Genomic DNA, 25,599 nt, shown 5'->3' with positions numbered 1-25,599 from the left:
AACAGTATGAAAAAAGAATGGTTACTTTTTTGTTATTTTGTTCTGGTTTTGGGAAATGCTTTTAGTCAAAAATCACTGGAAACAGTTTTGAACCTTTACAATAAAGGAGATATCCCCTATATCTCCGTTGAAGAACTATGCCTCAATAAAGAACAATATACCCTGATCGACTCTCGTGAATGGCAGGAATACAGTGTGAGCCACCTGCAAAATGCCATATATGCCGGCTACAATGATTTTAATCTGGCACAACTTACCGAGCACCTTCCCGGCAAACAAGATCCCATTGTGGTGTATTGCTCCATTGGGGTGCGTAGTGAGAAAATTGCGCAAAAGCTTAAAAAAGCAGGTTATCAAAATGTATTAAATCTGTATGGCGGTATTTTTGAATGGGTAAACTCAGGACACCCCGTGGTAAATAAAAAACAGGAAGAAACCTTAAAAGTACATGCCTATTCAAGAGTGTGGGGTCTTTTTTTAAAAAAAGGTATAAAAGTATATGAATAGCAGGAAAGCATTGTTAATTTTTACCCGTAACCCCATAAAAGGAAAGGTAAAAACACGCCTGGCCAAAACTATTGGAGAAGAAACTGCTCTTAAAGTCTATTTGTTTTTACTGGAACACACGGCTACCGTTACCCAAAATGTAGAGGCTGATAAATTTGTGTATTACGCCGGCGGACAACCTACGGAAGATGTATGGGACCCGGATGTTTTTGTAAAGAAAGACCAACGGGGAGACGACCTGGGAGCACGTATGTACAATGCTTTTGATGAAGCATTCCAAAAAGGGTATCACAAAGTGATCGTAATAGGGAGTGATCTGTACGACCTGGATACCGAACAACTGGAAAAAGCTTTTGCCGCGCTGGATACTCATGAAGCAGTGATTGGCCCCGCACAAGATGGTGGCTATTATTTAATAGGGCTAAAAAAACCCTGCAAAGCCATTTTCCAAAATAAACAATGGGGTACTTCCCGGGTATTGAAAGACACCCTGCAGGATCTTGCCCATATAAAAGTGGCACTGCTGGAAACCCGAAATGATGTAGATGTATATGAAGATATAAAAGGGCAGGAAGCATTCAGACCCTTTTTAAAACCAATTATTAAACATGACACAAAAACAACTTGAAGAAACTACCGCCTATTTACAAAGCAAAGGGTTTGATGCTCCCGAAACAGGTATTGTACTGGGCAGCGGACTGGGCAAACTGGTAGATGAAATAGAAAACCCCATTGAGGCACATTATAATCACATACCCCATTTTCCGCTTGCCACTGTAGAATTTCATAGCGGAAAACTCATTTACGGTACTCTACAGGGCAAAAAAGTAATTGTAATGCAGGGGCGTTTTCATTTATATGAAGGGTATGATCTGAAAGATGTTACCTACCCTATACGCATTATGCACTTACTGGGAATACAACATTTGTTTATATCAAATGCAGCAGGGGCCATTAACCTGAATTTCAAAAAAGGGAACCTAATGCTCATTGAAGATCACATAAACCTTCAGGGAGGCTCTCCCCTTGCCTTTAAAAATGTGGCCGAATTCGGGGAGCGTTTTACCGATATGAGTGAGCCGTATGACCCCTCATTAAGAGCAAAACTGGAAGATATTGCCCATAAACACGACATTGTATTGCAAAAAGGCGTTTATGCTTCCGTCGTGGGTCCGCAATTGGAAACCAAAGCCGAATACAGATATCTTAAAATAATAGGGGCCGATGCAGTGGGTATGAGCACCGTTCCCGAAGTAATTGTAGCCAACCACCTTAACATACCCTGTGTGGCCGTCTCCGTGCTTACAGATGAGTGCGACCCTGATAACCTTAAACCGGTAAATGTACAGGAAATCATAGAAGTAGCCGGCAAAGCAGAACCTGAAATGATCACCCTTTTTAAAGAACTTTTAAAATCCCTATAATATGTCGTATCTGGAAACTACCAAAGATGTATATAAAAAGGCCGCCCTTACCCCCGATGTAGGACTTTGTTGTACCACCAATCCCATTTGGGAACTGCCGGGACTCTCCGTACCCAAAATCATGCAGGAAATGAACTATGGTTGCGGGAGCACTGTGCACCCGAGAGATCTGGTACGCAACCCTAAAATAGTATATGTAGGGGTAGGTGGGGGTATGGAACTCCTGCAATTTGCATATTTCTCAAGGCAAAAAGGCGGGGTTATTGGCGTAGATGTTGTTGATGAAATGCTGGAGGCCTCTCAGAAAAACTTTGAAACCGCAGCTTTGCAAAACGATTGGTTCCATCCTGAATTTATAGAACTGCGAAAAGGGGATGCCCTTCACCTTCCGGTAGATGATAACAGTATAGATGTAGCCGCACAAAACTGCCTTTTTAATATTTTTAAGGCCGAAGAGCTTAAAAAAGCGATCGCCGAAATGTACAGAGTGCTCAAACCCCATGGCCGCTTGGTAATGAGCGACCCCACCTGCGAGCAGCCCATAAACGATACCCTGAGAAATGACGAGCGGTTACGGGCACTTTGCCTAAGCGGAAGTTTGCCCATAAAAGAATATGTAAAAATGTTAACCGATGCCGGATTTGGCACCATTGAAATAAGAGCCAGAAAACCTTACCGGATACTCGACCCTAAAAACTATGCCACCAATGAGCTCATTTATATAGAATCTATTGAAGTAGCCGCTATCAAAGATCCCATGCCGGAAGATGGCCCCTGTATTTTTACCGGAAAAGCTGCCATTTATTTTGGAAGCAATGATCATTTTGATGATAGAAAAGGGCATGTGCTTCTTCACAATCAACCCTTAGCCATTTGTGATAAAACAGCTACCGCCCTGGCCGCATTGGGACGCGATGATATTTTTATATCAGAATCTACCTGGCACTATGATGGTGGCGGATGCTGCTAAAACCCGTGCACGTGGAAAAGTATCTCGATATTATAGAAAAATCATATAAAGGGTATTATAGATACCTGGTACATGAAATTTCATTTCCTTCGTGGGACAATTATTTCTATGCCCTCATTGCCGTTTCTTTACTCGTATGGGGGCTGGAACTTCTTTTCCCCTGGAGAAAAAATCAACCGGTTTTTAGAAAAGACTTCTGGCTAGATACCTTTTATATGTTTTTCAATTTTTTCCTCTTAAATCTTATCATCCTCATTGCACTTTCCAATGTTACCGCCACCCTGTTAAATGACGTGTTAACACTCATAGGATGGGAACTAACAGATCTTAGCCTTTTTGATGCTAACCAACTTCCCAAACCCCTCGGTCTTTTGTTATTTTTTGTGATAAGTGACTTTGTGCAATGGAATGTTCACCGACTTTTGCACCGTGTGGATTTTTTGTGGAATTTTCACAAAGTACATCATTCTGTAAAACAAATGGGCTTTGCTGCGCATCTCCGTTATCACTGGATGGAACCGGTGGTTTACAAATCGTTCCTGTACATTGCGCTGGCCGTTTTAGGGAATTATACCGCTGAAGACGTTATTCTTGTTCACTTTTTTGCATTGGCTATAGGGCATCTTAATCACGCAAACCTGGGCTGGGATTATGGTGTTCTAAAGTATATTTTCAATAACCCCAAAATGCATATCTGGCACCATAGTAAAAAACTACCCGTAAGGTACGGTGTTAATTTCGGACTAACTTTAAGTATTTGGGATTACCTTTTTAAAACCAGCTATATTCCGTTTGACGGAAGAGATATAGAACTGGGGTTTGAAGGCGATGAAACGTTCCCTTCTTCATTTTTAGAACAGGAACTATATCCCGTACAACTCAAAAAAAAGGATTAACAAGGTTCCGTCCCGAAGATATAAGCAAAAAATCATGAAAAAGAACTCCTTTTTAAGGCTTTTAAAGTTATGCATATTTTGCGCATGTAGCAGTTCTATAACTCTGGCTTCAGAAAAAAAAGTACCATTACCTTCTCCCTCAGTAATACAAACGATGTCTAACCATACAGGCACCCTAAACCGTGAAAACCCAAAACCTGATACAACCGCCTCTTCCCTGTCCACTCTTCACCATATCTGGGATTCATTGCTTCAAAAACACGTCTCAACAGATGGTGTGGTAAATTATAAAGGATTTCAGGCAGACCTGGACAGGTTGGACCGCTATCTTAATGCATTGGCAGAACAGGTACCCCAGAGCTATCATTCCCGGGAAGATAAGCTTGCCTACTGGATAAATGTTTACAATGCATACACAGTAAAGCTTATTTTAAATCACTATCCCGTAAAAAGTATAAAAGATATTAAAAACCCCTGGAAACAACATTTTTTCAAACTGGGCGGTAAATCTTTTAACCTGGACGATGTAGAACATCGTATTTTGCGAAAAATGGATGAACCGCGAATTCATTTTGCTATTGTATGCGCTTCTTTTTCATGTCCTAAACTACAAAATCACGCATTTACTGCTCAGGATATCGAAAAACAACTCACTCAGGCTACAGAGGATTTTTTAAAGGATGCCCAAAAGAATCGTTTTTCAGAGAATAGTGCCGAAATTTCTCTTATTTTTAAATGGTTTGCCAAAGATTTTAAAAAGAATGGCAGTATTATTGATTTTCTTAATCAATATCTTGATACCCCAATTAAGGAAAACAGTAAAGTTTCTTTTCTTCCTTATGACTGGGACCTGAATGGAAAATAATACAGTTGAAAATAAGTATCATCATACCTGCCCTTAATGAAGCAGAAAACCTGCAAAAGCTATTGCCATATCTTAAAAGTAATACCCGGGAAGGATTGCTGGAAGAAATTATTGTTGTAGATGGAGGAAGTAGTGACCATACCGAAGAGAGTATTTCCAAATTTGAAAAGGTACGCTGCATAAAAAGCAAAAGAGGGCGTGCCCTTCAAATGAACGCAGGCGCCCGGGCCGCTAAGGGAGAAATCCTCTATTTTGTTCATGCAGACTCCTATCCGCCGGAAAATTATGGCTCCCAAATACAAAATGCGGTTAAAAAAGGACATCTGGCAGGTTGTTTCAGACTGCGTTTTAATAATAAACACCCGCTTTTACGTGCTTCGCAATGGTTCACCCGCTTCAACGTACCCGTATGCCGCGGAGGCGATCAATCGCTTTTTATTACCAAAGCCCTTTTTGAAAAAATGGGAGGTTACAATGAATTATATGTGATCTATGAAGATAATGAGTTCACCGGAAGGCTCTACCAGAACAAAGTACGCTTTACGGTGTTACCAGATTCAGTTATCACTTCTGCACGAAAGTATGAAGCCATTGGGTATTGGAAACTCCAGTTCTATTTTACAGTCATCCACCTCAAAAAGTTTATGGGTGCCTCTCCACATGCCCTATATAAATATTACCAACGAAAAATCGCTTCCCGATAAATCAAAAACACCTTTCGGCAGCTAAATATAATATAGCTTCGGGCTTTCTGTATTAGGATATTATTTATTGTTAACAGAAGTATATTACACCCTGCCCGGAAAGCTTTTCGCCGTTTTTTTATCATATCAGGTATAAGCATCCGTTTTTTCCGGAAACAACTTATAATGGTTATGGCCATCGTCCGTAAAAATCCCGTACAATAATCTCCGCAGGTTTATTTTGAGGTGTAAACTGTTTATTGGTAATCCCGCCCGCCCGGTGATGGTAGTCAAACCATTTCCAGAGAAATCCGCCGGCAAACCATTTTTCGGGCCAGAATTCTTCGTACAGAGCCATCAGAGCATTATTTTGAGCACTCGTATTTATTTGTCCGCTATCGCTGTCAAACTTCCAGGGTTCTTTCGCGGTAAAATCAATACTGCGATAACCGTATTCGGTGAATAGTACAGGAATACCCGTAGTTTGTTGTACTTTCCGAATTTGTTCTTTGTGCTTTTGCCATGCTTTCCGTAATTCTTCTACCTGCGGTGTTTTTGTTTCACTTAAGGGAAAATATGCATCAATACCTATATAATCCAGTTGTTCCCAAAACGGCACCTTATGAAAGGAATCCCAATTTTCAGCATACGTAAGTTTACCATCATATACGCTACGGACTTTTTGAATAAGACGCTCCCAAAATTGCGGACGCGCTTCAACAAAACCGTACATTTCAGTACCTATGCAAAACAATTCTGCATTTACTTTTTGAGCCAGCTTTGCGTTGGCCAGTATATATGCTTCGTAAGATGCTTCAAAGGCCTGCCACTGTTTTTCGTTACTCATTCGTATAGTTCCGGTAAATACACCTCCCCATATCCAGATCTGCGGTTTCAACATTACTTTAAGACCCTGTTGTTTTAATAACCTGCAGGTTTCTTCGGCACCCTCTTCACGCTCACCCCACCATTGTCTTTTATCATTATACATGAGGTTGCTTTCGGTAGTGCTCCGCGAAAAAGCAAAAGGCATTACCGCAGACCAGTTAGCATTCACTTCTGTTACAGGAGTAATGGCATCTGCTTCTATTTTATCTCGTGAGCCCACAAAACTTATTCCGTTAATTTTAGTTACGTCTTTAGGAGAGCAGGACATTCCTGAAAGCAGCAATGTGGTAGTAAAAAAGAGTATAGCTTTACGCATAATGAATACGGTAGTAGTTTTCTAAATTAATGCAATTCTGAAAAATTACCATATTCCTGTTTATATTTTTTGACGAACCTTACACTTCAATTACAGAAAAACCGGCTTGCTCACTTTTTATTTTTAACGCCGTGTGTATTGAACTACTGCGGTTATAAAGTTAAATATACGTTTTAGAATATCTGTAAGAACAAGATACTATGAGAGTTATGATCTCTAAAAAAACAGGCTTATTATTTAGATTCATTTTAAAATGTTGTTTTTAGGATAAGTTCTTAACTTTAATGACGACTTAGCAACAAATGAATACAGCCATGGAACATGTTGTTATTATTGGTAACGGAATTTCCGGTGTAACGGCCGCAAGACATATCAGGAAATTATCAAATAAAAAAATCACTCTGGTCTCTAACGAAACCGACTACTTTTTCTCCCGAACAGCGCTCATGTATGTTTATATGGGGCACATGAAATTTGAGCATACCAAACCCTATGAAGATCATTTCTGGAAAAAAAACAAGATAGCGCTTAAAAAAGGATGGGTTTCCCAGGTTAGTATCCATAACCAGATATTACATTTTGAAGACGGGACCGAAATGGCATATGACAAACTCATTATTGCCACAGGTTCCAAACCCAATAAGTTTGGATGGCAGGGACAGGATCTCGAAGGGGTTATGGGAATGTACCACAAGCAGGATCTTGACAACCTGGAGAAACACACCCCATTATGTAAAAGAGCCGTTATAGTTGGCGGAGGGCTTATTGGTATAGAACTGGCCGAAATGTTACGATCGCGAGACATTGATGTTACCTTTCTGGTTAGAGAAACCAGCTTCTGGAACGGAGTGCTTCCCCAGGGCGAATCCCAATTGATCAATCGCCATATCCGGGAACACCATCATATCGACTTAAGGCTGGAAACCAACCTGAAAGAGATCCTGGCAGATGAGCAGGGAAAAGCGCGTGCTGTAGTTACCGATAAAGGTGACACCATAGAATGTCAGATAGTGGGCCTCACTGCAGGAGTGTCCCCAAATATTGATTTCCTTAAAGATTCTCCTATTGAAACAGATCGTGGTGTACTCGTAAACCGCTATCTTGAAACCAATATACCTAATGTCTATGCTATTGGAGACTGTGCACAGCAACGCGAAGCCATTGGTTTGCGAAGACCCGTAGAGGCAGTTTGGTACACAGGAAGAATGATGGGAGAAACCGTAGCGCAAACCCTATGCGACAACCGTATTCCATATAATCCCGGACATTGGTTCAATTCCGCAAAATTTTTCGATATTGAATATCAGACCTATGGCTGGGTATTTGCCAAACCCAAAGAATATGAGGAACAGTTTTACTGGGAACATCCCGATGGCACAAAGTGTATTCGGATCTCTTATCACAAAAACACCAAAGAATTTCTTGGAATAAATACCTTTGGCATTCGTATGCGCCATGAAGTTTTTGATACCTGGCTCACGGAAAAAAGAACGGTAGATCATATAATTAAAAATTTGAGAAAAGCGAACTTTGATCCCGAATTCTTTTCCAGACATGAAAAAGCCATTATTGCTGTTTTTAAAGAACACCTTCGCGAAAAAAGTGCTTTAAGAGTAAGCTAAAATCAAACTTATAACGAAAGAAGAAAAATGAACAATATAGATAGAAGCTTTTCTGTTGCGCAGCCACACCCTGCCGGAGCCGACTGGGTGCAAAAGGCAGCATTAGCTATGGGAATCTCCGGTTTATTTATCATGGCACTGGCCCTTTTAAATGTTGATTTCCCCGATAAGGCCCTATGGTTAACCCTTTCCATAGTACTCATATTTGCAGGAACGATACTATACTCCCATCGTCTGTACCTTAAGCACCCTCCCGGGATTAAAAATAATGGTGTATGGTTTAAAAGCGTATCGAATGCAGGTTTTTGGGGCTGGATCATTGGTATAGTCCTTACTGCTTTTTACGTAGTACTGTACTGGTTTCCCCAATATCTGGGCCTTGCCTCAGAGGGTGCCAATACGGGTATCATCGGTTTTTTTGATCCTTTAAGTTATGTACTCAATGGCCATGCTGCCAGCCAGTGGTTTGTGTATGGTACCCTTTACACCATTGCCATTCTCGCTTTGGGTTACAAATTTATTCTGAAGTACCGCCATAATCGTTATCAGTTGATACGGACCCTCTCAGTCATGTTCTTTCAATTGGGATTTGCTTTCCTGATACCTGAGATACTTGAAAAACTGAATCCGGATAAAGCCTATTTTGGAAAAGACCTGAAGAACATGTGGCCATTGGATTATGATTTTTTCTATGACTGGCACCTTAAAAACCTCCTGAACGGTGGAAATCTGGGCATGTTTATGCTTATTTTTGGCCTGGCCCTTATTTTCATTATCTCTCCTATACTCACCTATTTTTATGGAAAACGCTGGTATTGCTCCTGGGTTTGTGGCTGTGGCGGACTTGCTGAAACAGCAGGCGATCCTTTTCGCCAGCTTTCCAGCAAAAAAATGAATGTATGGAAGTTTGAACGCTGGTCCATACATCTGGTACTGGTATTTGCATTTGTCATGACAATAGCAGTAATCTATTCATTTTTAAACGGAAAAAACAGCGCCTTAAGTATTATCACCGCCAGCCAGTTTATCTGGGGAGTAGTTGTTTTTTTAGTACTTCTTCTGAGTGCTATTTATATTTTTAAGCGAAAAGCACTTGATAAGGATGCCCTTTTTACTATGGGTGCCATAGGTGCTGTAATTGCAGGAGTTATATTGGTAAACTATTTTTCAAACAATAAGAATATCTTGTTTGTAAGCAGCTACAAACTACGTGAATGGTATGGCTTTGGTATTGGTGCGGCTTTCTCAGGAGTAATCGGGGTAGGTTTCTATCCCCTTTTGGGTAGTCGTGTATGGTGCCGGTTTGGATGTCCCATGGCCGCTATTTTAGGGTTACAGCAACGGCTTTTTTCAAAATTCAGGATCACCACCAACGGCGGGCAATGTATTTCCTGCGGAAACTGCTCTACCTATTGTGAAATGGGTATTGATGTAAGAGCCTATGCCCAAAAAGGAGAAAATATAGTACGTTCTTCCTGTGTAGGTTGCGGTATCTGCTCTGCCGTATGTCCCAGAGGTGTATTAAAACTGGAGAATGGCAGCCAGAAAGGAAGAATAGACAGTAATGAGATTCTTCTGGGAAATGATGTAGATCTTATGGATCTTGTCAATAATAAATAAAATTCGTCAGGAATATGCCTGTAGAAAACGTATTAAACAATACCGTTACACTCATGTACTTTAGGTTTCCAGCCTTATTACTTTTGCTTTTTTTACTACAATATCTTCCCGTTTTGGGAAAAAACCTATAGGGATATCTATTTTGAGAATGGTTTGAAAAAATAAGATAAGGTGTTGGTATCAATAATAAAAAAACAGGAAAGACCTTATGTTCGCCATGTAAAAGAGAATTATTGGTATTTTTGCCAGCCTAATAGAAATTTGAAAAGTAAAGGGCACTGCACAATAGTAAATATAAAAGATAGTGGGCTTTTATAAAAAGGCGAACTACACAAAGCAGAAAAGTATAATAATAGCAAAAAGGTCGGGCAATAGACCGATTATACAAGTTTTAAAAGTGAAAACAAGCTATCACACCTCAAATAACCGTATCAAAGTAATTATTCCGGCCTTTAATGAAGAGAACTCCATAGCACATGTTATAAAAGAGATCCCTCCTATTGTAGATGAAGTGATTGTGGTGAGTAACAACTCTACCGATAACACCGAAGAAGTGGCACGCGCTGCCGGTGCTACCGTACTTAGCGAGAATAAAAAAGGATATGGTCACGCCTGCCTGAAAGGTATGGAGTATATTGCCGGCCGAACCGAAAAACCGGATATAGTGGTTTTTCTTGATGGAGACTATTCCGATTATCCCGAAGAACTTACTAAAATTGTACAGCCCATTATTGAACAGAATATAGATCTTGTAATTGGAGCCCGAAAAAAAGAGCTACGGGAAAAACACTCTATGACCCCTCAACAAATCTTTGGAAATTGGCTGGCGGTCAACTTAATGCGATTATTTTTTGGAGCACGGTTTTCAGATCTGGGGCCGTTTCGTGCCATTAAATATCACCAGCTACTCGCCCTTGAAATGGAAGACAAAACCTATGGCTGGACCGTAGAAATGCAACTCAAGGCCCTGCGTAAAAAACTAATTTATACAGAGATACCTGTTCATTATAAAAAAAGAATTGGGGTCTCAAAAGTTTCAGGAACCATAAAAGGTACTATCTTTGCTGCCATAAAAATACTTGGTTGGATTTTTAAATACAGCATAAAATAGATGAACCTTATCATTTCTTATATTATCATTGCCATATACAGTACGGCATTACTACTCATCTTCTTTTACAGTCTCGCCCAATTAAACTTACTTATTAATTACCTTGGCTTTAAAAGACGTGATGACGAAGCCCCCAAATTCAACTTGATGGATCCTCGGGAAATACCCCATGTAACCATACAGTTGCCTATTTACAACGAGTTATACGTAGTTGAACGTTTACTTGAAAATATTTCTAAATTAGAGTACCCTACTAATAAGCTCGAGATACAGGTACTAGATGATTCTACCGATGAATCTGTAGAAGATACCGCCGCAAAAATAGAAGAGTTACGTAAAACCGGACTCGATATTTTGCATATTCGAAGAGAAAACAGAATAGGTTTTAAAGCCGGTGCACTCAAAGAAGGCCTTACCAAAGCCAAAGGAGAGTTTATTGCCATATTTGATGCCGATTTTCTTCCTGATCCCGATTGGTTGAAAAAGACCGTAATCTACTTTAAGGATCCCGAAATAGGAGTAGTACAAACCCGATGGGGGCACCTTAATCGTAATTATTCCCTCCTTACCAAAATACAAGCCTTTGCCCTGGATGCGCATTTTACACTGGAACAGGTAGGACGTAATTCAAAAGGGCATTTTATTAATTTTAACGGTACAGCCGGTATTTGGAGAAAAGAGTGCATCATAGATGCCGGTAACTGGGAAGGAGATACGCTAACCGAAGATCTCGACCTAAGCTATCGTGCACAACTCAAAAACTGGAAATTCAAATATCTGGAAGATGTAGAAACCCCTGCAGAATTACCCGTAGTGATCAGTGCAGCGCGCTCTCAACAGTTTCGCTGGAACAAAGGAGGAGCCGAAAACTTCAGAAAAATGGTTTGGAAAGTACTCACTACTAAAAATATTCCTCTTAAAACCAGGCTTCATGGGGTATTACACCTTCTTAACAGCACCATGTTCCTATGTGTACTTACCGTAGCCCTGCTAAGTATTCCCATGTTGTATATTAAAAATTCTTTTGGGCATCTGGCATGGTTTTTTGATGTAACCAGCTTTTTTATTGCCAGTACCATCATACTATTTATTTGCTATTGGTACACCTATCGTAACATTCAGGGAGGCGGCTTTGATAATTTTATCGATTACATACGTATGTTCTTTACGTTCTTTTCAGTAGCTATGGGCTTTTCTCTTCATAACTCAGTAGCCGTTCTGGAAGGGCATATTGGCAAAAGAAGTGAATTTGTAAGAACACCCAAGTTCAATATCAAAAACCTTACTGATTCATGGAAAGGCAATAAATATATTCGGAAAAATATATCGGCCAACACCCTGCTGGAAGCAATTCTAATGTTGTATTTCCTGTTTGGAATGTACAGTGCAGTGCCTTTAAATGACTTCGGACTTTTCCCTTTTCATTTCATGCTTTTTCTTGGTTTTGGGTTCGTATTCTATAAATCGTTAACCTCGAAAGCCTGATGCACCCTTTTTGGAAATACCGCGTATTTCCAACTCTTATGGTGCTGATAAGTCTAGTATTGTATATTATTTTTGGGTATGATCTGGAAAGAACGCAATTCCTCAAACTCATAAGTATTTACGGAAGTCTCTTTCTTCTGTTTTACTGGATACTGCGTTTACAGAAAGGGGAGATTACCTTTCTGGTGGTTACCGCACTGCTGTTCAGGTTGATTTTCTTGTTTACTGTCCCAGATTTATCGCAGGACTTTTACCGCTTTATCTGGGATGGCCGCATGCTTTTTGCAGGCTACAATCCATATCTCTATCTGCCCGAAGATATTATGGCAACAGGCAATCTCTCCATACCACAGGCACAGGAACTGTTTGAAGGTATGGGGTCATTAAGTGCCAGCCACTATACTAATTACCCTCCCGTGAACCAATTTTGCTTCTGGCTCGCTGCAGTATTTTCAGGAAATTCCATTCCCGGAGCAATAGTCACCATGCGAATACTCATAATACTTGCAGATGCCGGCACATTGTTTTTCGGATACAAACTGCTTCAAAACCTGCGCTTACCCGTTCACTATATTTTTATCTATATACTCAATCCGTTTATACTTATTGAGCTAACAGGAAATCTTCACTTTGAAGGTGTTATGATCTTTTTCCTTGTCACCGCATTATACCTGTTACAAAAAAGAAAATGGGTTCTTTCTGCATGTACACTGGCTCTTTCCATATCGGTTAAGCTGCTGCCCCTTATGCTCCTTCCCCTCTTTTTACAGGTACTGGGTTGGCGAAAAGCGCTGGCCTATTATACGGTAACTATAGGAGTGGTAATCATATCATTTCTGCCTTTTTTTTCACATACCTTCATAGATTCATACTCAGAAACCATAGCTCTCTGGTTTAACAATTTTGAATTTAATGCCAGCATATATTATGTGTTACGTGAAATAGGTTTTCAGTGGAAAGGATATAATATGATACAAGTTATTGGCAAGATCACTTCAGGTGTTCTCCTTCTTACCATTGTAGGCATGGCTCTCTTTCGCAACAATAAGAGTATGGACTCTCTCATTAAAAGTATGCTTATAGCTTCTACATTGTATTTTTTCACCGCCTCTGTAGTGCACCCCTGGTATCTCGCTACTCCGTTGGTTTTAAGTATTTTCACAAAATACCGTTTTACCGTTTGGTGGACACTTTTAGTGCCTTTAAGCTACTTTGCATATTCACAGCCCGATTTTAAAGAGAGTTACTTACTACTAAGCATAGAATATATCGTAATTTATGTACTGTTTTTATATGAAATGTTTAAAAAACCTCAGGAAAAATTACTTTTTTAGATAAAATTTGTTTCGGTTTGTTCTCATTAAAAATATTTTTATAATCTTTGTGGTTCAAATCAGGAGTTTAAAAGCTCCAAATAAAATATATGCAAACAGGCAATTACATACTTACACCTTTTATCGCAACTACAGCGACAGGGTTTGCCTTTGTATATAATACTACCCCCCGCCGCCGTCGCCCGTAAGGGTGTACTTTCGTTTGTGAGCTCAGGTGAGTCCGGCTCAGTAATTTTCCAGAAAACTTTCATTCTTTTTAAAACTTAATTTTTTCAGTAATTATGTTGGTTACAGTTGCTAACATATCACATATAGGTTATGCCGATATTATATGTGAAACCATAGAAAACTCTGCAAATCAGAGAGGTACCGGTATTGCCAGGCGAACTCCGGAGTACATTATTCAGAAGATAGAAAACGGTAATGCCGTTATTGCACTGGACGGCACCGTTTTTGCCGGTTTTTGTTATATAGAAGCCTGGGGACACGATCGTTTTGTTGCCAATTCAGGACTTATTGTGCATCCGAATTACCGGGGCCAGGGCCTTGCAAAACGTATTAAGCAAAAAATATTTGAACACTCCAGAAGCAAGTTCCCTCATGCCAAAATATTTGGCATTACCACGGGGCTGGCCGTTATGAAAATAAACTATGAACTGGGTTATGAACCGGTAACCTTTTCAGAGCTTACCAGTGACAATTCCTTTTGGAATGGGTGCGCAACCTGTAAAAACTTTGATATTTTAACCCGAACCGAACGAAAAATGTGCCTGTGTACCGGAATGTTATACGACCCTGCCAAAAAGAAAAAAACACCCAAACACCGCTATAACGGTAAGGTTCTAAAAAGATTAAAAAGCATCAAGCAAACCCTCTTTCTTAAAAAAGAAAACAAAAAGGATTTATCATGAAAAAATTAGTATTGGCTTATAGTGGAGGCCTGGACACCTCATATTGCGTAAAATACCTTTCTGAAAGCGGGTATGAAGTACATGCCATTGCCATAAACACGGGAGGTTTCAACGTGGAAGAGCAAAAGCATCTTTCTGAAAAAGCACTGAAAATGGGGGCCTTTACCGCTAAAACCATTGATGCGGTAGATGCTTTTTATGAAAACGTGGTAAAATATCTTGTGTTTGGCAACGTACTCAGAAATCAAACCTATCCTCTTTCAGTAAGTGCCGAGCGGATTATACAGGCACTTGAAATTGTAAAATACGCTCGAAAAGTTAATGCAAATGCCATAGCCCACGGCAGTACCGGTGCGGGAAACGACCAGGTACGATTTGATATGATCTTTCAGATACTCGCGCCGGATATAGAAATTATCACACCTATCAGAGATCAAAAACTGTCCAGAGAAGAAGAAATTGCATACCTCAATCAAAAAGGTATTAGAACCACCTGGGAAAAAGCCAAATACTCTATTAACAAAGGCCTTTGGGGAACCAGTGTAGGAGGCGCAGAAACTCTTTCGTCTCACCTTCCGTTACCTGAAGAAGCCTACCCCAGTAAGCTTTCGGCACATGATCCTCAAAAACTTTGCCTTAGTTTTCATAAAGGAGAGCTCATAAAAGTGAATGATGAAAAAGGCTCGCCGGCCCATTTAATTCAAAAGTTGTATGAAATAGCATCTCCTTATGCGATTGGAAGAGACCTTCATACAGGAGATACCATTGTAGGCATTAAAGGACGGGTAGGTTTTGAAGCCGCTGCCCCCTTATTGATCATCAAAGCGCACCATGCCCTTGAAAAACATGTACTTACCAAATGGCAGCAGCAGCACAAAGAATATTTAGGTAACTGGTATGGTACCCTTTTGCATGAAGGGCAGTATCTGGATGAAGTTATGAGAAATATAGAAGCATTTCTGGCCGATACTCAGAAAAATGTCACAGGAGAAGTATATCTCACCCTCTACCCGTATCGTTTTACTGTAGATGGTATTCAATCTCCTCATGATCTTATGAGTGCCGCCTACGGAAGTTACGGAGAAACACATAGCGGTTGGACATCCAATGAAGCTAAAGGATTCATTAAACTACTGGCCACTCAAAGTGCCATACATCACCACATAAACTCATAAAAGTATGATCAAAGCAGGAATAGTAGGAGGTACGGGATATACCGCAGGTGAGTTGTTACGATTATTACTGAATCACAAAAATGTGGAGGTCTCATTTGTGGTAAGTACCAGCAGCGCAGGAAAACCTGTAACCGATTTTCATACTGACCTTTTAGGCAGTACCGATCTTGTTTTTAGTAGTGAATGTCTACCCGAAGCAGATGTTGTTTTTCTTTGTTTAGGGCATGGTCATTCCAAAACCTTTCTCTCGAAGAACACTTTCTCAAAAAATACCAGGATCATTGATCTCAGTGCTGATTTCAGACTTGATAAAGACCAGACTTTTCAAAACCGGACTTTTGTATATGGGCTGCCAGAACTTCATAAAACACAGATTAAAAATGCTATGGCCATTGCGAATCCCGGATGTTTTGCCACTGCCATACAGTTAGCTTTGCTGCCTTTGGCCAAAAATAGTCTTTTACAAGACCCTGTTCACATACAGGCCATTACCGGTAGTACCGGTGCCGGTGGCAGCATGAGTACCACTTCACATTTTAGCTGGCGAAACCAAAATGTTTCGTGGTATAAACCTTTTACACATCAACATCTTGGCGAGATACAACAAAACCTGAAAGCTCTTCAAAAAGAGGCTGCCAGCTTACATTTTCTACCCATAAGAGGAAATTTTACCCGGGGTATTTTTGCTACCGCATATACCCGTTACACAGGGAGCCTGGAAGAAGCTAAAAACACGTACAAACAGTTTTATCGGGAGGCAGCTTTTTGTCAGGTATCTGAAAATGAAATACATCTCAAACAGGTAGTAAACACCAATCAGTGTCATTTACATATCTACCAACATGAAAACACCCTTTTGGTAACCAGTGTAATTGATAATTTACTAAAAGGAGCTTCCGGACAGGCAGTTCAAAACATGAACCTTATGTTCGGAATACAGGAAACAGAGGGACTCTCTCTTAAAAGTAGTGTATTCTAATTCTTTAAAACAACCTCTATGAAAATAGCCATAATAGGAACAGGAAATCTGGGTACATCCATAGCCAAAGGCCTTATTGTTCAAAATGCCTTCACTACTATGTATCTCACGAAGAGAGATACTGCCAATATTACCCATCTCGAAAGTTACCAAAATGTAAAGGTAACTGCTGATAACAGGGAAGCCGTAAAACAATCGGATATACTGATCTTTTGCATTCAACCCCGACATTTTAAGGCCGTGCTTGAAGAAGTAAAAGACCTCTTTACAGAAAATCACGTACTGGTTTCTACGATTACAGGTTTTCTGGTTTCGCGCATAGAGTCAATTACAGGCGTTGATACCTTTATCATTCGAAGTATGCCCAATACTGCCATATCGGTAGGAAAATCCATTACCTGCCTCTGCAGCAATGAGAAGGGAAAGAAACGAATAGTACTTGCCAAAGCTATTTTTGACAGACTGGGTACTTCACTGATAATACCGGAAGAGCAAATGAGAGCTGCTACGGTAATATGTGCCAGTGGTATCGCTTTCTGGATGCGACTCATCAGAGCTACTACCCAGGGTGCCATTCAGTTAGGGTTTGATACCAAAGAAGCACATACACTGGCCATGCACACCTGCTTAGGTGCTGCCAGTCTTTTACTGGAATCAGGCAAGCATCCCGAAGAAGAGATAGACCGGGTTACCACACCAGGAGGATGCACCATAGAAGGGCTCAATGAAATGGAGCACCAGGGCCTGAGCTCATCTCTTATTAAAGGTATTGTTGCCTCCTATGAAAAGATTAACCAGATTTCAATCAAACAGTTATGACTTTATTTGATGTATATCCGTTATATGACGTTACTCCTGTAAAAGGCAGGGATGTTTATATTTATGACGATACAGGAACAGAGTACCTAGATCTGTACGGAGGGCATGCAGTGATCTCGATAGGGCACTCCCATCCACAGTATGTAGAAAAAATAACCTCCCAGATTCAAAAACTGGGATTTTATTCAAATGCGGTTAAAAATCCTTTACAGGTAGAATTGGCAAATCTTCTGGGGAAAATTTCGGGTTGTTATGAATATCAGCTTTTTATGTGTAACTCTGGTGCCGAAGCCAATGAAAATGCCCTGAAATTAGCCTCTTTTCAAACAGGAAAATCGCATGTAATTGCTTTTAACAATGCCTTTCATGGCCGTACATCGGCAGCAGTGGCCGTAACCGATAATGCGGGTATCAACGCTCCGGTTAATAAACAGCACGAGGTTACTTTTCTCGCTCTGGGTGATCTGGAAGCCCTGGAGCAGGCACTCTCAAAAAACCACATCTGTGCGGTTATTATCGAGTGTATCCAGGGTGTAGGTGGACTCGATGAAGCTCACCATGATTTTTATACTTCTCTGGCCTTTCTGTGTAAAAAGTATAACACATTGCTTATTGCAGATGAAGTACAATCGGGTTTTGGGCGAACCGGGGATTTTTTTGCCTTTCAAAAACACGGTATTACTCCAGACATTATATCCATAGCAAAAGGTATGGGTAATGGCTTCCCTGTTGGGGGTATCCTCATTCATCCTGATATCGAGCCTGTGTATGGTATGCTGGGTACTACTTTTGGCGGCAACCATCTGGCTTGTAGCGCTTCTATAGCGGTCCTTGAAATACTCTCCCGGGAGCATCTTATGGAAAATGCCATAAGTATGGATCAATATTTTAATGAGCAGATCGCTTTTGTTCCTCAGATAAAGAGAATTAAAGGGCGAGGGCTTATGCTCGGGTTAGAATTTGATTTTGAAGTGAATGATCTTCGTAAACAACTCATTTACCGGCATCACATATTTACCGGAGGTTCTGCGAACAGAAAACTACTTCGTATGCTCCCGCCTCTTACTTTGCAAAAAACACATATCGATCATTTTGTGAATGCCTTAAAAACTGAATTGTCATGAAACACTTTCTGGACTTAAATGCCATTGATTCACTGCCTCTTTGGCTGGAGGAGGCTGTAGAGCTTAAAAAGGCACCACACCGGTTCGCTAACCTGGGAAAACACAAAACATTAGGACTTCTTTTTTTTAATCCCAGCTTACGTACCCGTTTGAGCACTCAAAAAGCAGCGCAATTACTGGGAATGCATACCCTTGTCATAAACGTTTCAGGAGATGCCTGGGCGCTTGAGTTTGAAGATGGGACCATTATGAATGGCAACACCTCAGAACACGTAAAAGAAGCCGCAGGAGTGATCTCTCAATATTGTGACATGATAGGCATCCGTGCTTTTCCCGAGCTAACCGATCGGGAAAAAGATGCTTCGGAAATGGTTCTCAATAGTTTTTACAAATATGCAAGCGTTCCCATCATTAATATGGAAAGTGCTACTGCTCACCCCTTACAGGCCCTGGCTGATGCACTTACCATTTATGAGCACTCCGGGCAAAGAAAACCTAAAGTAGTACTGAGTTGGGCGCCTCACCCCAAAGCACTGCCACAGGCGGTGGCCAATTCATTTGTTGAGATAATGCAACTAATGAAAGTTGATTTTAATATTACGCACCCTGAGGGGTACGAACTCAAAAATACGTTCACCCAAAACATTCGCATAGAATACGATCAGGAAAAAGCTTTTGCAGAGGCCGATTTTGTATATGTAAAAAACTGGAGTTCCTACCAACAGTACGGGAAGGTACTGCATCAGGATCCTGAATGGACCATTACTTCTGAAAAAATGAAGCATACTAACAACGCTTATTTTATGCATTGCCTGCCGGTAAGACGAAATGTAGTGGTTACAGACGCGGTTTTAGACAGTAACCGTTCACTTGTCATGAAACAGGCAGCCAACCGAACCTATGCAGCACAACTGGTACTTAAAAAGCTTTTAGAAAATGAATGACAAAAAAATAAAGATCGTCAAGATTGGAGGAAACATCATTTCTGATACTTCCCGATTACAAAAATTCCTGGAAGATTTCGCAGAGATACGGGAAAAAAAAGTACTTGTACACGGTGGAGGAAAACTCGCTACCGAAGTATCTCAAAAGATGGGAATTACTCCTTCTATGCTTAACGGCCGCCGTATTACCGATGCTGAAACGCTAAACGTGGTAACTATGGTATATGGAGGGCTCATAAATAAAACCCTTATTGCCCTGCTTCAAAAAGCAGGTTGCAATGCGCTTGGTTTTACAGGTGCCGATGCCAACATCATTAAAGCACGAAAGAGACAAGATACCTCAGCAGATTATGGCTATGCAGGTGATATAGAATATGTAAATAACAACACCCTTTCCTTTCTTATTGAAGCAGGCATTACGCCTGTAGTGTGTTCCATAACCCATAATGAAAAAGGACAACTCCTCAATACCAATGCAGATACCATAGCAGCAGAACTCGCTATAGCCCTGGGGTGTAATTATGAAAGTGCATTGTATTACTGCTTTGAAAAAGCAGGTGTACTTTCCAACCTTTCAGACGAAAAATCAGTAATTCATTCAATTGATACACTACATTACAAAAGCCTGGTACAAAACGGACACATAACAGACGGTATGCTGCCAAAACTACAGAACTGTTTTTATGCTTTACAGCGCGGGGTTCAAGAGGTCTATATTGGGAACGAAAAACTAATTTGCGGTACTCATGCAGGAGGTACTACCTTAACTTTATAGAGTATGGAACAAACAACACTTACTCAGGAAGCTATTGCTCTTCTCAAAAAACTAATTGCAACTCCTTCTTTTTCATCGCAGGAACAGCAAACCGCTATACTCATTGAAAAATGGTTCACTTCCTTCGGAATACCTTGTGAGCGTTTGGGAAACAATTGCTATGCTTTTAATAAATATTTTGACAATGCTAAACCCACTTTACTACTCAATTCCCACCATGATACCGTAAAACCCAATAAAGCATACACGCTGGACCCTTTTTTACCCATAGTAAAAGAAGGTAAACTTTTTGGATTGGGCAGTAACGATGCCGGAGGGTGTCTGGTTTCCCTGCTGGCTGTATTTACTCATTTTTATGCACAAAAGAACCTGTCATATAACCTCATTCTGGTAGCCTCTGCCGAAGAAGAAAGTTCTGGGCCCAATGGTCTTAACAGTGTACTCCCCCTACTTCCGGAAATAGACGTGGCCATTGTGGGGGAGCCTACCAAAATGGATCTGGCCGTTGCCGAAAAAGGCCTTATCGTTTTTGATGCAGTGGTAAACGGTACCCCCGGACATGCCGCACACCCTAATAAAGACAATAGTATTTACAATACCATTGAGGTGCTTAAATGGTTCCAGGAATATGAGTTTGAAAAGGTTTCAGAGCTTCTGGGAGAAGTAAAAATGACTGTAACCCAGATCCATGCGGGCAGTCAACACAATGTAGTTCCGGCAGAAACCCATCTGGTGATCGATGTAAGAGTAAATGATCGTTATACCAATAATGAAATTAATTATTTACTTAAAGAGAAAGCCCCCTGCCGGGTAACCCCCCGGTCATTAAGACTTAATTCATCATCTATCCCCATGCACCATGCGCTGGTAAAAGCAGGAATCGCTATGGGAAGAACCCCCTATGGTTCGCCTACCTTATCAGATCAGGCTGCATTAAGCTGCCCTTCCTTAAAAATGGGGCCTGGCGATTCTACCCGTTCACATACTGCAGACGAATTTATCTATCTGCATGAAATTGAAGAAGGTATCGACCTGTATATTAAAATACTAAACAATGTTATTCTTAATTCAAATACATCTGAAAAATGAAACTCTGGGATAAAGGTATAAGCACACATAAAAAAATTGACCGGTTTACCGTAGGTAACGACCGGGAACTGGATCTCATCCTGGTAAAGTATGATATTCTCGCTTCCAAAGCCCATGCAAACATGCTGGGAAAAACAGGGTTACTTTCAGAAAAGGAAGCCCGTGAGCTCATAGCTGCCTTAGATGTTATTGCCAAAACCACAGAAGACGGTAAGTTCACCATAGAAGAAGATTTTGAGGACATGCACTCAAAAATAGAATACATGCTTACCGAAATGTTAGGTGTTACCGGCAAAAAAATACATATGGCCCGGTCAAGGAATGACCAGGTACTGGTAGCCATGCAGCTATACGTAAAAGAAGCCCTCTCGGCCATTGAAAAAAGTACAGCCCTATTGTTTAACCGACTACTAGAACTGGCTGAAAAACACAAGGATATCCTTATGCCTGGATATACCCACCTCCAAATTGCAATGCCGTCTTCTTTTGGGTTATGGTTTTCTGCCTATGCAGAGTGTCTAATTGATGACCTTCACCTTTTGAAAGCTGCTTTTAAAGTAGCAGATCAAAACCCTTTGGGAAGTGCCGCAGGCTATGGTAGTTCATTTCCCATTAACCGGGAACTCACTACCGAAGAGTTGGGCTTTGCTACCATGAAATACAATGTGATAGCTGCCCAAATGAGTCGTGGCAAGATGGAAAAAACTACTGCATTTGCAATAAGTAGTATTGCGGGCACCCTGAGCAAACTGGCTATGGATATTTGCCTGTATATGGGGCAAAATTTTGACTTTATCTCATTCCCAGATGAGATCACTACCGGGTCAAGTATTATGCCACATAAAAAAAATCCAGATGTGTTTGAGTTGATACGAGCCAAATGTAACCGCCTGCAGGCACTGCCTAATGAGTTAAATCTGCTAACAACTAATCTGCCTTCGGGTTATCACAGAGATCTGCAACTGGCCAAGGAGATCATTATACCGGGCATTGAAAATCTTAAAGCTTGCTTAGAAATTACCTGTTTTTCTCTGGAGAATATAGAAGTTACCAAAAATATTCTTCAAAACTCTCTTTACGATCCTATTTTTAGTGTAGAAGTAGTAAATGAAATGGTAGAAAAGGGTATCCCGTTTCGAGAGGCCTATCAACAGGTTGGAAAAACCATAAACAACGGGACCTTTATACCCAAAAAGCAGGTTCAGCATACTCACCAGGGTAGTATAGGCAACCTGTGCCTGAAAGAAATACAAAAGAAAATGGAAAACGTGATATCTTTATAAAAGCTTTCTTAAAGCATCTCAAGGTTAATGATTTCCTGTTTGGTAAGATGTCTCCAGTGACCGCGGGGCAGATCTTTTTTAGTGAGCCCTGCGAATACTACTCTGTCCAGGCGTACCACTTCATATCCCAGATGCTCAAAAATGCGTCTTACAATACGGTTTTTTCCGCTGTGAAGGCGTATCCCTACTTCGCGCTTGGGTGTATTGTCAATATAGCTTATTTCATCTACTTTAATCGGGCCATCTTCCAGGGTGAGTCCGTCCGCAATTTTTCTCAAATGCGTAGGAGATAAGGGTTTGTCAAGTTCTACATGATAGATCTTGCGTACTCCATATTTGGGATGTGTGAGTTTTTTGGCCATTTCTCCATCATTGGTAAACAACAAAAGGCCCGTAGTAGCACGATCTAATCGGCCTACCGGTAAAATACGTGATTTTGAGGCATTACGAACCAGGTCCATAACCGTTCTGCGTCCTTTTTCATCACTGGTGGTGGTAATAAATCCTTTAGGCTTATTTAATAAAACATACTCTATTTTCTCGGGAGTGATCACTCTTCCGTCAAAACGAACTTTATCTGTTGGTTTTACTTTAAAGCCCAATTCGGTAACGATCTTGTCATTTACCATCACATTTCCGGAAACAATATAGATATCTGCATCTCTCCGGGAGCAGACACCTGAGTTGGCAATGTATTTATTGAGCCGTATTTCTGAGTCTTTCTTCTCTGCAGAAGAGGCAGAAGATTTTGTACGACCCGATACCGGTTTTTTACCTTTTGCAATATGCTTTTTTTTGGCTCCGGTTGTATTTTTTTTATCGCTGCGTTTATCTGGCTTATTCATTAAAGTAAATTTGCGCAAAGATAATGCAATAAAACTATGTTTTATCTTTCTATGCCTTACTTGTTGTTTTCTCCTAAATGAAGTATATGCTGACGCTCGCGGTTTACTGTTAATCGCGTGACATCGGGACGGGAGTAATGTCCTGAAGGATCAAAGTTCTGACGTTCTTCAAATACTTTGTCAAAATCGAGGGTCTTAATAATAATCCCTTCTTTATCGAGCACCGGCTCTACCAGCCACTCTCCGTCAGGACCTGCAATACAAGATCCTCCGTTGGCAAATATATCAGGGGCCTGTTCCCATATCTTGTTTTGATGAGGAACATCAGATGAAATATCGGTTTTTCGCATGAGGCCCGAAACGGAGATCACATAACTTCTGGACTCCCGCGCAATAAACCTGGTAATATCTCTGGTGTTGAAATCATTGCCCGGCCACACGGCTACATGCAAATTCTCGCCCTGGGCATAAAGTGCAGCCCGGGGTAGAGGCATCCAATTCTCCCAACAATTAAGCCCTCCCACGGTAAACGGTCCCAACTTATGCACGGTAAGCCCGTTACCATCTCCGGGAGACCAAACCAATCGCTCTTCGTATGTAGGCTGCAGCTTGCGATGAACTGATTGAATATGACCCTCTGTATCAATGTACAACAGGGAACAATAAAGACTATGTCCTGCCCTGTCCTTAGGCCGTTCTATTATACCAAGATATACAGCTATTTTATTGTTAGCTGCTACCTGGCATAGGGTATTCAGGTCCCCATCTTCTATTACTATGGCATTTTTTGCATAATGAGCATACATTTCTTTCTGGACAGATGAATTAAAGCGGGCACCGTTGGTCAATTCTACCCAAAAAGGATATCCCGGAATGAGTGCTTCGCCAAATACTACCAAAGATGCCCTGCTTTGTGCAGCTTCCTTTATTGTCTCGATCACCTTTTTTAGCGTTTCTTCTTTGTTTAGCCAAACAGGAGCAATTTGTGCCAGAGCTACAGTAAGCGATTGTGCAGACATATGTTATATAATTCTGTTAAGTACCAGTTCCACATCTATTAACAAAATACTAAAAACTCCTGAAACTATGATCACTTTGAGAATGTTATGCAAAATAACATAATGCATTTTGGAGGCTGATACCCAGAGAAGCACCAGAAAAAGCAACAACAATATCCCACTGCCATAAAAATAATAGTTCATATACCCAATATGAAAAAAGCGAATGAGTAGATACATGGGCGCAAATGTAAACAGTACTAAACTGCTAATAAGGAGTTTGGAAACTTTTTCTCCAAAAATCACCGGAATGGTTCTGTAATTATGTGCCAGATCGCCCTTAAGGTTTTCCAGGTCTTTAATAAGTTCACGCATAGAGATTAAAAGAAACAGAAAAGTAGCGTGTACAAAAATGACGGTTTCAAAATTCTTATAATATATAAAAACGGCAAAGAAAGGAGTAATGGCCAGCGAAGCCGAGGTAAGATTACCTAAAAAAGGGATCTTTTTTAATTTATGTGAGTATAGCCAGATACCAAAAATATAGGCTGCAAAGAAAACAACGGCCCTGAACGACACATAACTGGCAAAAACTACAGATACGAAATTGAGGACAAAATAGGTTGAAAGCTTGGTATTCTGGCTTACAAGGCGGTCTAACATGGTTTTTTGAGGGCGATTAATGAGATCCTTTTCGGCATCATAAAAGCTGTTTATGATGTATCCTGAGGCTATGGCCAATGCTGAAGCTGCTACAATGGCAAAGAGATTGGGATCCAGCACTACTTTGCGAAGGGGCCAGTTGGGCGCAAGGATGTAAATGGATGCCAGATATTGTGCCAGGGCAATCACTAATACATTATATCCCCGTACAACTGAAAAAAGGCTCAGGAATTTGAAAACGAGTAATTTATTCTTTCTACTGAGCATGGGGGT

Annotated in this window: 25 protein-coding genes; 21 read left to right on the top strand and 4 right to left on the bottom strand. The window is 40.7% G+C overall.

Annotated features, from left to right (window positions below; all coding sequences use genetic code 11):
- Positions 1-6 precede the first annotated feature (6 nt).
- The 7 genes from WAO84_RS06610 to WAO84_RS06580 all read left to right on the top strand — a co-directional run bounded on the left by WAO84_RS06610 (position 7) and on the right by WAO84_RS06580 (position 5,366).
- On the top strand, positions 7-507 hold the full coding sequence (locus WAO84_RS06610; RefSeq protein ID WP_340064585.1) for a rhodanese-like domain-containing protein: 501 nt from the start codon (positions 7-9) through the stop codon (positions 505-507).
- Complete coding sequence (locus WAO84_RS06605; protein WP_340064584.1) at positions 500-1,135, top strand: TIGR04282 family arsenosugar biosynthesis glycosyltransferase; 636 nt, start codon at positions 500-502, stop codon at positions 1,133-1,135. Before WAO84_RS06610 ends, WAO84_RS06605 begins: the two co-directional genes overlap by 8 nt.
- Positions 1,116-1,931 (top strand): purine-nucleoside phosphorylase, encoded by an 816-nt coding sequence (locus tag WAO84_RS06600; RefSeq protein ID WP_340064583.1) that lies wholly within the window; start codon positions 1,116-1,118, stop codon positions 1,929-1,931. The genes WAO84_RS06605 and WAO84_RS06600 overlap by 20 nt, the downstream gene beginning before the upstream one ends.
- A 1-nt stretch (position 1,932) precedes the next feature.
- Complete coding sequence (arsM, locus tag WAO84_RS06595) at positions 1,933-2,901, top strand: arsenosugar biosynthesis arsenite methyltransferase ArsM (RefSeq protein WP_340064581.1); 969 nt, start codon at positions 1,933-1,935, stop codon at positions 2,899-2,901.
- 11 nt (positions 2,902-2,912) lie between these two features.
- Complete coding sequence (locus WAO84_RS06590) at positions 2,913-3,797, top strand: sterol desaturase family protein (protein ID WP_340064578.1); 885 nt, start codon at positions 2,913-2,915, stop codon at positions 3,795-3,797.
- Positions 3,798-3,951: 154 nt separating this feature from the next.
- Positions 3,952-4,662 (top strand): DUF547 domain-containing protein, encoded by a 711-nt coding sequence (locus WAO84_RS06585; protein WP_340064577.1) that lies wholly within the window; start codon positions 3,952-3,954, stop codon positions 4,660-4,662.
- Between the two features lie 5 nt (positions 4,663-4,667).
- Positions 4,668-5,366, top strand: coding sequence for a TIGR04283 family arsenosugar biosynthesis glycosyltransferase (locus WAO84_RS06580; protein WP_340064576.1), 699 nt, complete (start codon positions 4,668-4,670; stop codon positions 5,364-5,366).
- Between the two features lie 169 nt (positions 5,367-5,535).
- On the opposite strand, the gene WAO84_RS06575 is transcribed toward WAO84_RS06580, so the two are convergent.
- On the bottom strand, positions 5,536-6,549 hold the full coding sequence (locus tag WAO84_RS06575; protein ID WP_340064575.1) for a glycoside hydrolase family 113: 1,014 nt from the start codon (positions 6,547-6,549) through the stop codon (positions 5,536-5,538).
- 314 nt (positions 6,550-6,863) lie between these two features.
- On the opposite strand from WAO84_RS06575, the gene WAO84_RS06570 reads away from it, so the two are divergent.
- The 14 genes from WAO84_RS06570 to argH all read left to right on the top strand — a co-directional run bounded on the left by WAO84_RS06570 (position 6,864) and on the right by argH (position 22,820).
- Positions 6,864-8,171: an NAD(P)/FAD-dependent oxidoreductase gene (locus tag WAO84_RS06570; protein ID WP_340064874.1), complete on the top strand. Its 1,308-nt coding sequence runs from the start codon at positions 6,864-6,866 to the stop codon at positions 8,169-8,171.
- A gap of 27 nt (positions 8,172-8,198) precedes the next feature.
- Entirely contained in the window at positions 8,199-9,791 is a 1,593-nt protein-coding gene (locus tag WAO84_RS06565; RefSeq protein WP_340064573.1) for a 4Fe-4S binding protein, read from the top strand.
- Between the two features lie 397 nt (positions 9,792-10,188).
- Entirely contained in the window at positions 10,189-10,902 is a 714-nt protein-coding gene (locus tag WAO84_RS06560; protein ID WP_340064571.1) for a glycosyltransferase family 2 protein, read from the top strand.
- Complete coding sequence (locus tag WAO84_RS06555) at positions 10,903-12,387, top strand: cellulose synthase family protein (protein WP_340064569.1); 1,485 nt, start codon at positions 10,903-10,905, stop codon at positions 12,385-12,387.
- On the top strand, positions 12,387-13,721 hold the full coding sequence (locus WAO84_RS06550; protein ID WP_340064568.1) for an MptA/MptB family glycosyltransferase: 1,335 nt from the start codon (positions 12,387-12,389) through the stop codon (positions 13,719-13,721). The genes WAO84_RS06555 and WAO84_RS06550 overlap by 1 nt, the downstream gene beginning before the upstream one ends.
- Positions 13,722-14,002: 281 nt before the next feature.
- Positions 14,003-14,632, top strand: a complete 630-nt coding sequence (locus WAO84_RS06545) for a GNAT family N-acetyltransferase (RefSeq protein ID WP_340064567.1) — start codon at positions 14,003-14,005, stop codon at positions 14,630-14,632.
- Positions 14,629-15,807 carry an argininosuccinate synthase gene (argG, locus tag WAO84_RS06540; RefSeq protein WP_340064564.1) on the top strand — a complete coding sequence of 393 codons (1,179 nt, stop codon included), beginning with the start codon at positions 14,629-14,631 and terminating at the stop codon, positions 15,805-15,807. The genes WAO84_RS06545 and argG overlap by 4 nt, the downstream gene beginning before the upstream one ends.
- Before the next feature lie 4 nt (positions 15,808-15,811).
- Positions 15,812-16,786, top strand: coding sequence for an N-acetyl-gamma-glutamyl-phosphate reductase (argC, locus tag WAO84_RS06535; protein ID WP_340064563.1), 975 nt, complete (start codon positions 15,812-15,814; stop codon positions 16,784-16,786).
- Between the two features lie 18 nt (positions 16,787-16,804).
- Positions 16,805-17,605, top strand: coding sequence for a pyrroline-5-carboxylate reductase (proC, locus tag WAO84_RS06530; RefSeq protein WP_340064562.1), 801 nt, complete (start codon positions 16,805-16,807; stop codon positions 17,603-17,605).
- Positions 17,602-18,729, top strand: coding sequence for an aspartate aminotransferase family protein (locus tag WAO84_RS06525; protein ID WP_340064560.1), 1,128 nt, complete (start codon positions 17,602-17,604; stop codon positions 18,727-18,729). Before proC ends, WAO84_RS06525 begins: the two co-directional genes overlap by 4 nt.
- Positions 18,726-19,673 carry an N-acetylornithine carbamoyltransferase gene (locus tag WAO84_RS06520; RefSeq protein ID WP_340064559.1) on the top strand — a complete coding sequence of 316 codons (948 nt, stop codon included), beginning with the start codon at positions 18,726-18,728 and terminating at the stop codon, positions 19,671-19,673. Before WAO84_RS06525 ends, WAO84_RS06520 begins: the two co-directional genes overlap by 4 nt.
- Positions 19,666-20,448 carry an acetylglutamate kinase gene (argB, locus tag WAO84_RS06515; RefSeq protein ID WP_340064558.1) on the top strand — a complete coding sequence of 261 codons (783 nt, stop codon included), beginning with the start codon at positions 19,666-19,668 and terminating at the stop codon, positions 20,446-20,448. Before WAO84_RS06520 ends, argB begins: the two co-directional genes overlap by 8 nt.
- 3 nt (positions 20,449-20,451) lie before the next feature.
- The gene (locus tag WAO84_RS06510) at positions 20,452-21,537 is read left to right on the top strand and encodes a M20 family metallo-hydrolase (RefSeq protein ID WP_340064556.1); all 1,086 of its coding nucleotides are present in this window, start codon (positions 20,452-20,454) and stop codon (positions 21,535-21,537) included.
- Positions 21,534-22,820, top strand: a complete 1,287-nt coding sequence (gene argH, locus WAO84_RS06505) for an argininosuccinate lyase (RefSeq protein ID WP_340064555.1) — start codon at positions 21,534-21,536, stop codon at positions 22,818-22,820. The genes WAO84_RS06510 and argH overlap by 4 nt, the downstream gene beginning before the upstream one ends.
- A gap of 8 nt (positions 22,821-22,828) precedes the next feature.
- On the opposite strand, the gene WAO84_RS06500 is transcribed toward argH, so the two are convergent.
- The 3 genes from WAO84_RS06500 to WAO84_RS06490 are packed head-to-tail and all read right to left on the bottom strand — an operon-like array spanning position 22,829 to position 25,593.
- Complete coding sequence (locus tag WAO84_RS06500) at positions 22,829-23,665, bottom strand: pseudouridine synthase (RefSeq protein ID WP_340064554.1); 837 nt, start codon at positions 23,663-23,665, stop codon at positions 22,829-22,831.
- Positions 23,666-23,721: 56 nt separating this feature from the next.
- The gene (locus tag WAO84_RS06495; RefSeq protein ID WP_340064553.1) at positions 23,722-24,684 is read right to left on the bottom strand and encodes a carbon-nitrogen hydrolase family protein; all 963 of its coding nucleotides are present in this window, start codon (positions 24,682-24,684) and stop codon (positions 23,722-23,724) included.
- A 3-nt stretch (positions 24,685-24,687) separates the two neighbouring features.
- Positions 24,688-25,593: a geranylgeranylglycerol-phosphate geranylgeranyltransferase gene (locus tag WAO84_RS06490; protein ID WP_340064551.1), complete on the bottom strand. Its 906-nt coding sequence runs from the start codon at positions 25,591-25,593 to the stop codon at positions 24,688-24,690.
- Between the last annotated feature and the right edge of the window lie 6 nt (positions 25,594-25,599).

The sequence above is a fragment of the Ascidiimonas aurantiaca genome (assembly GCF_037646345.1).
Classification (GTDB): Bacteria; Bacteroidota; Bacteroidia; order Flavobacteriales; family Flavobacteriaceae; genus Ascidiimonas; species Ascidiimonas aurantiaca.
This window is presented reverse-complemented; position numbering and strand designations above follow the sequence as displayed.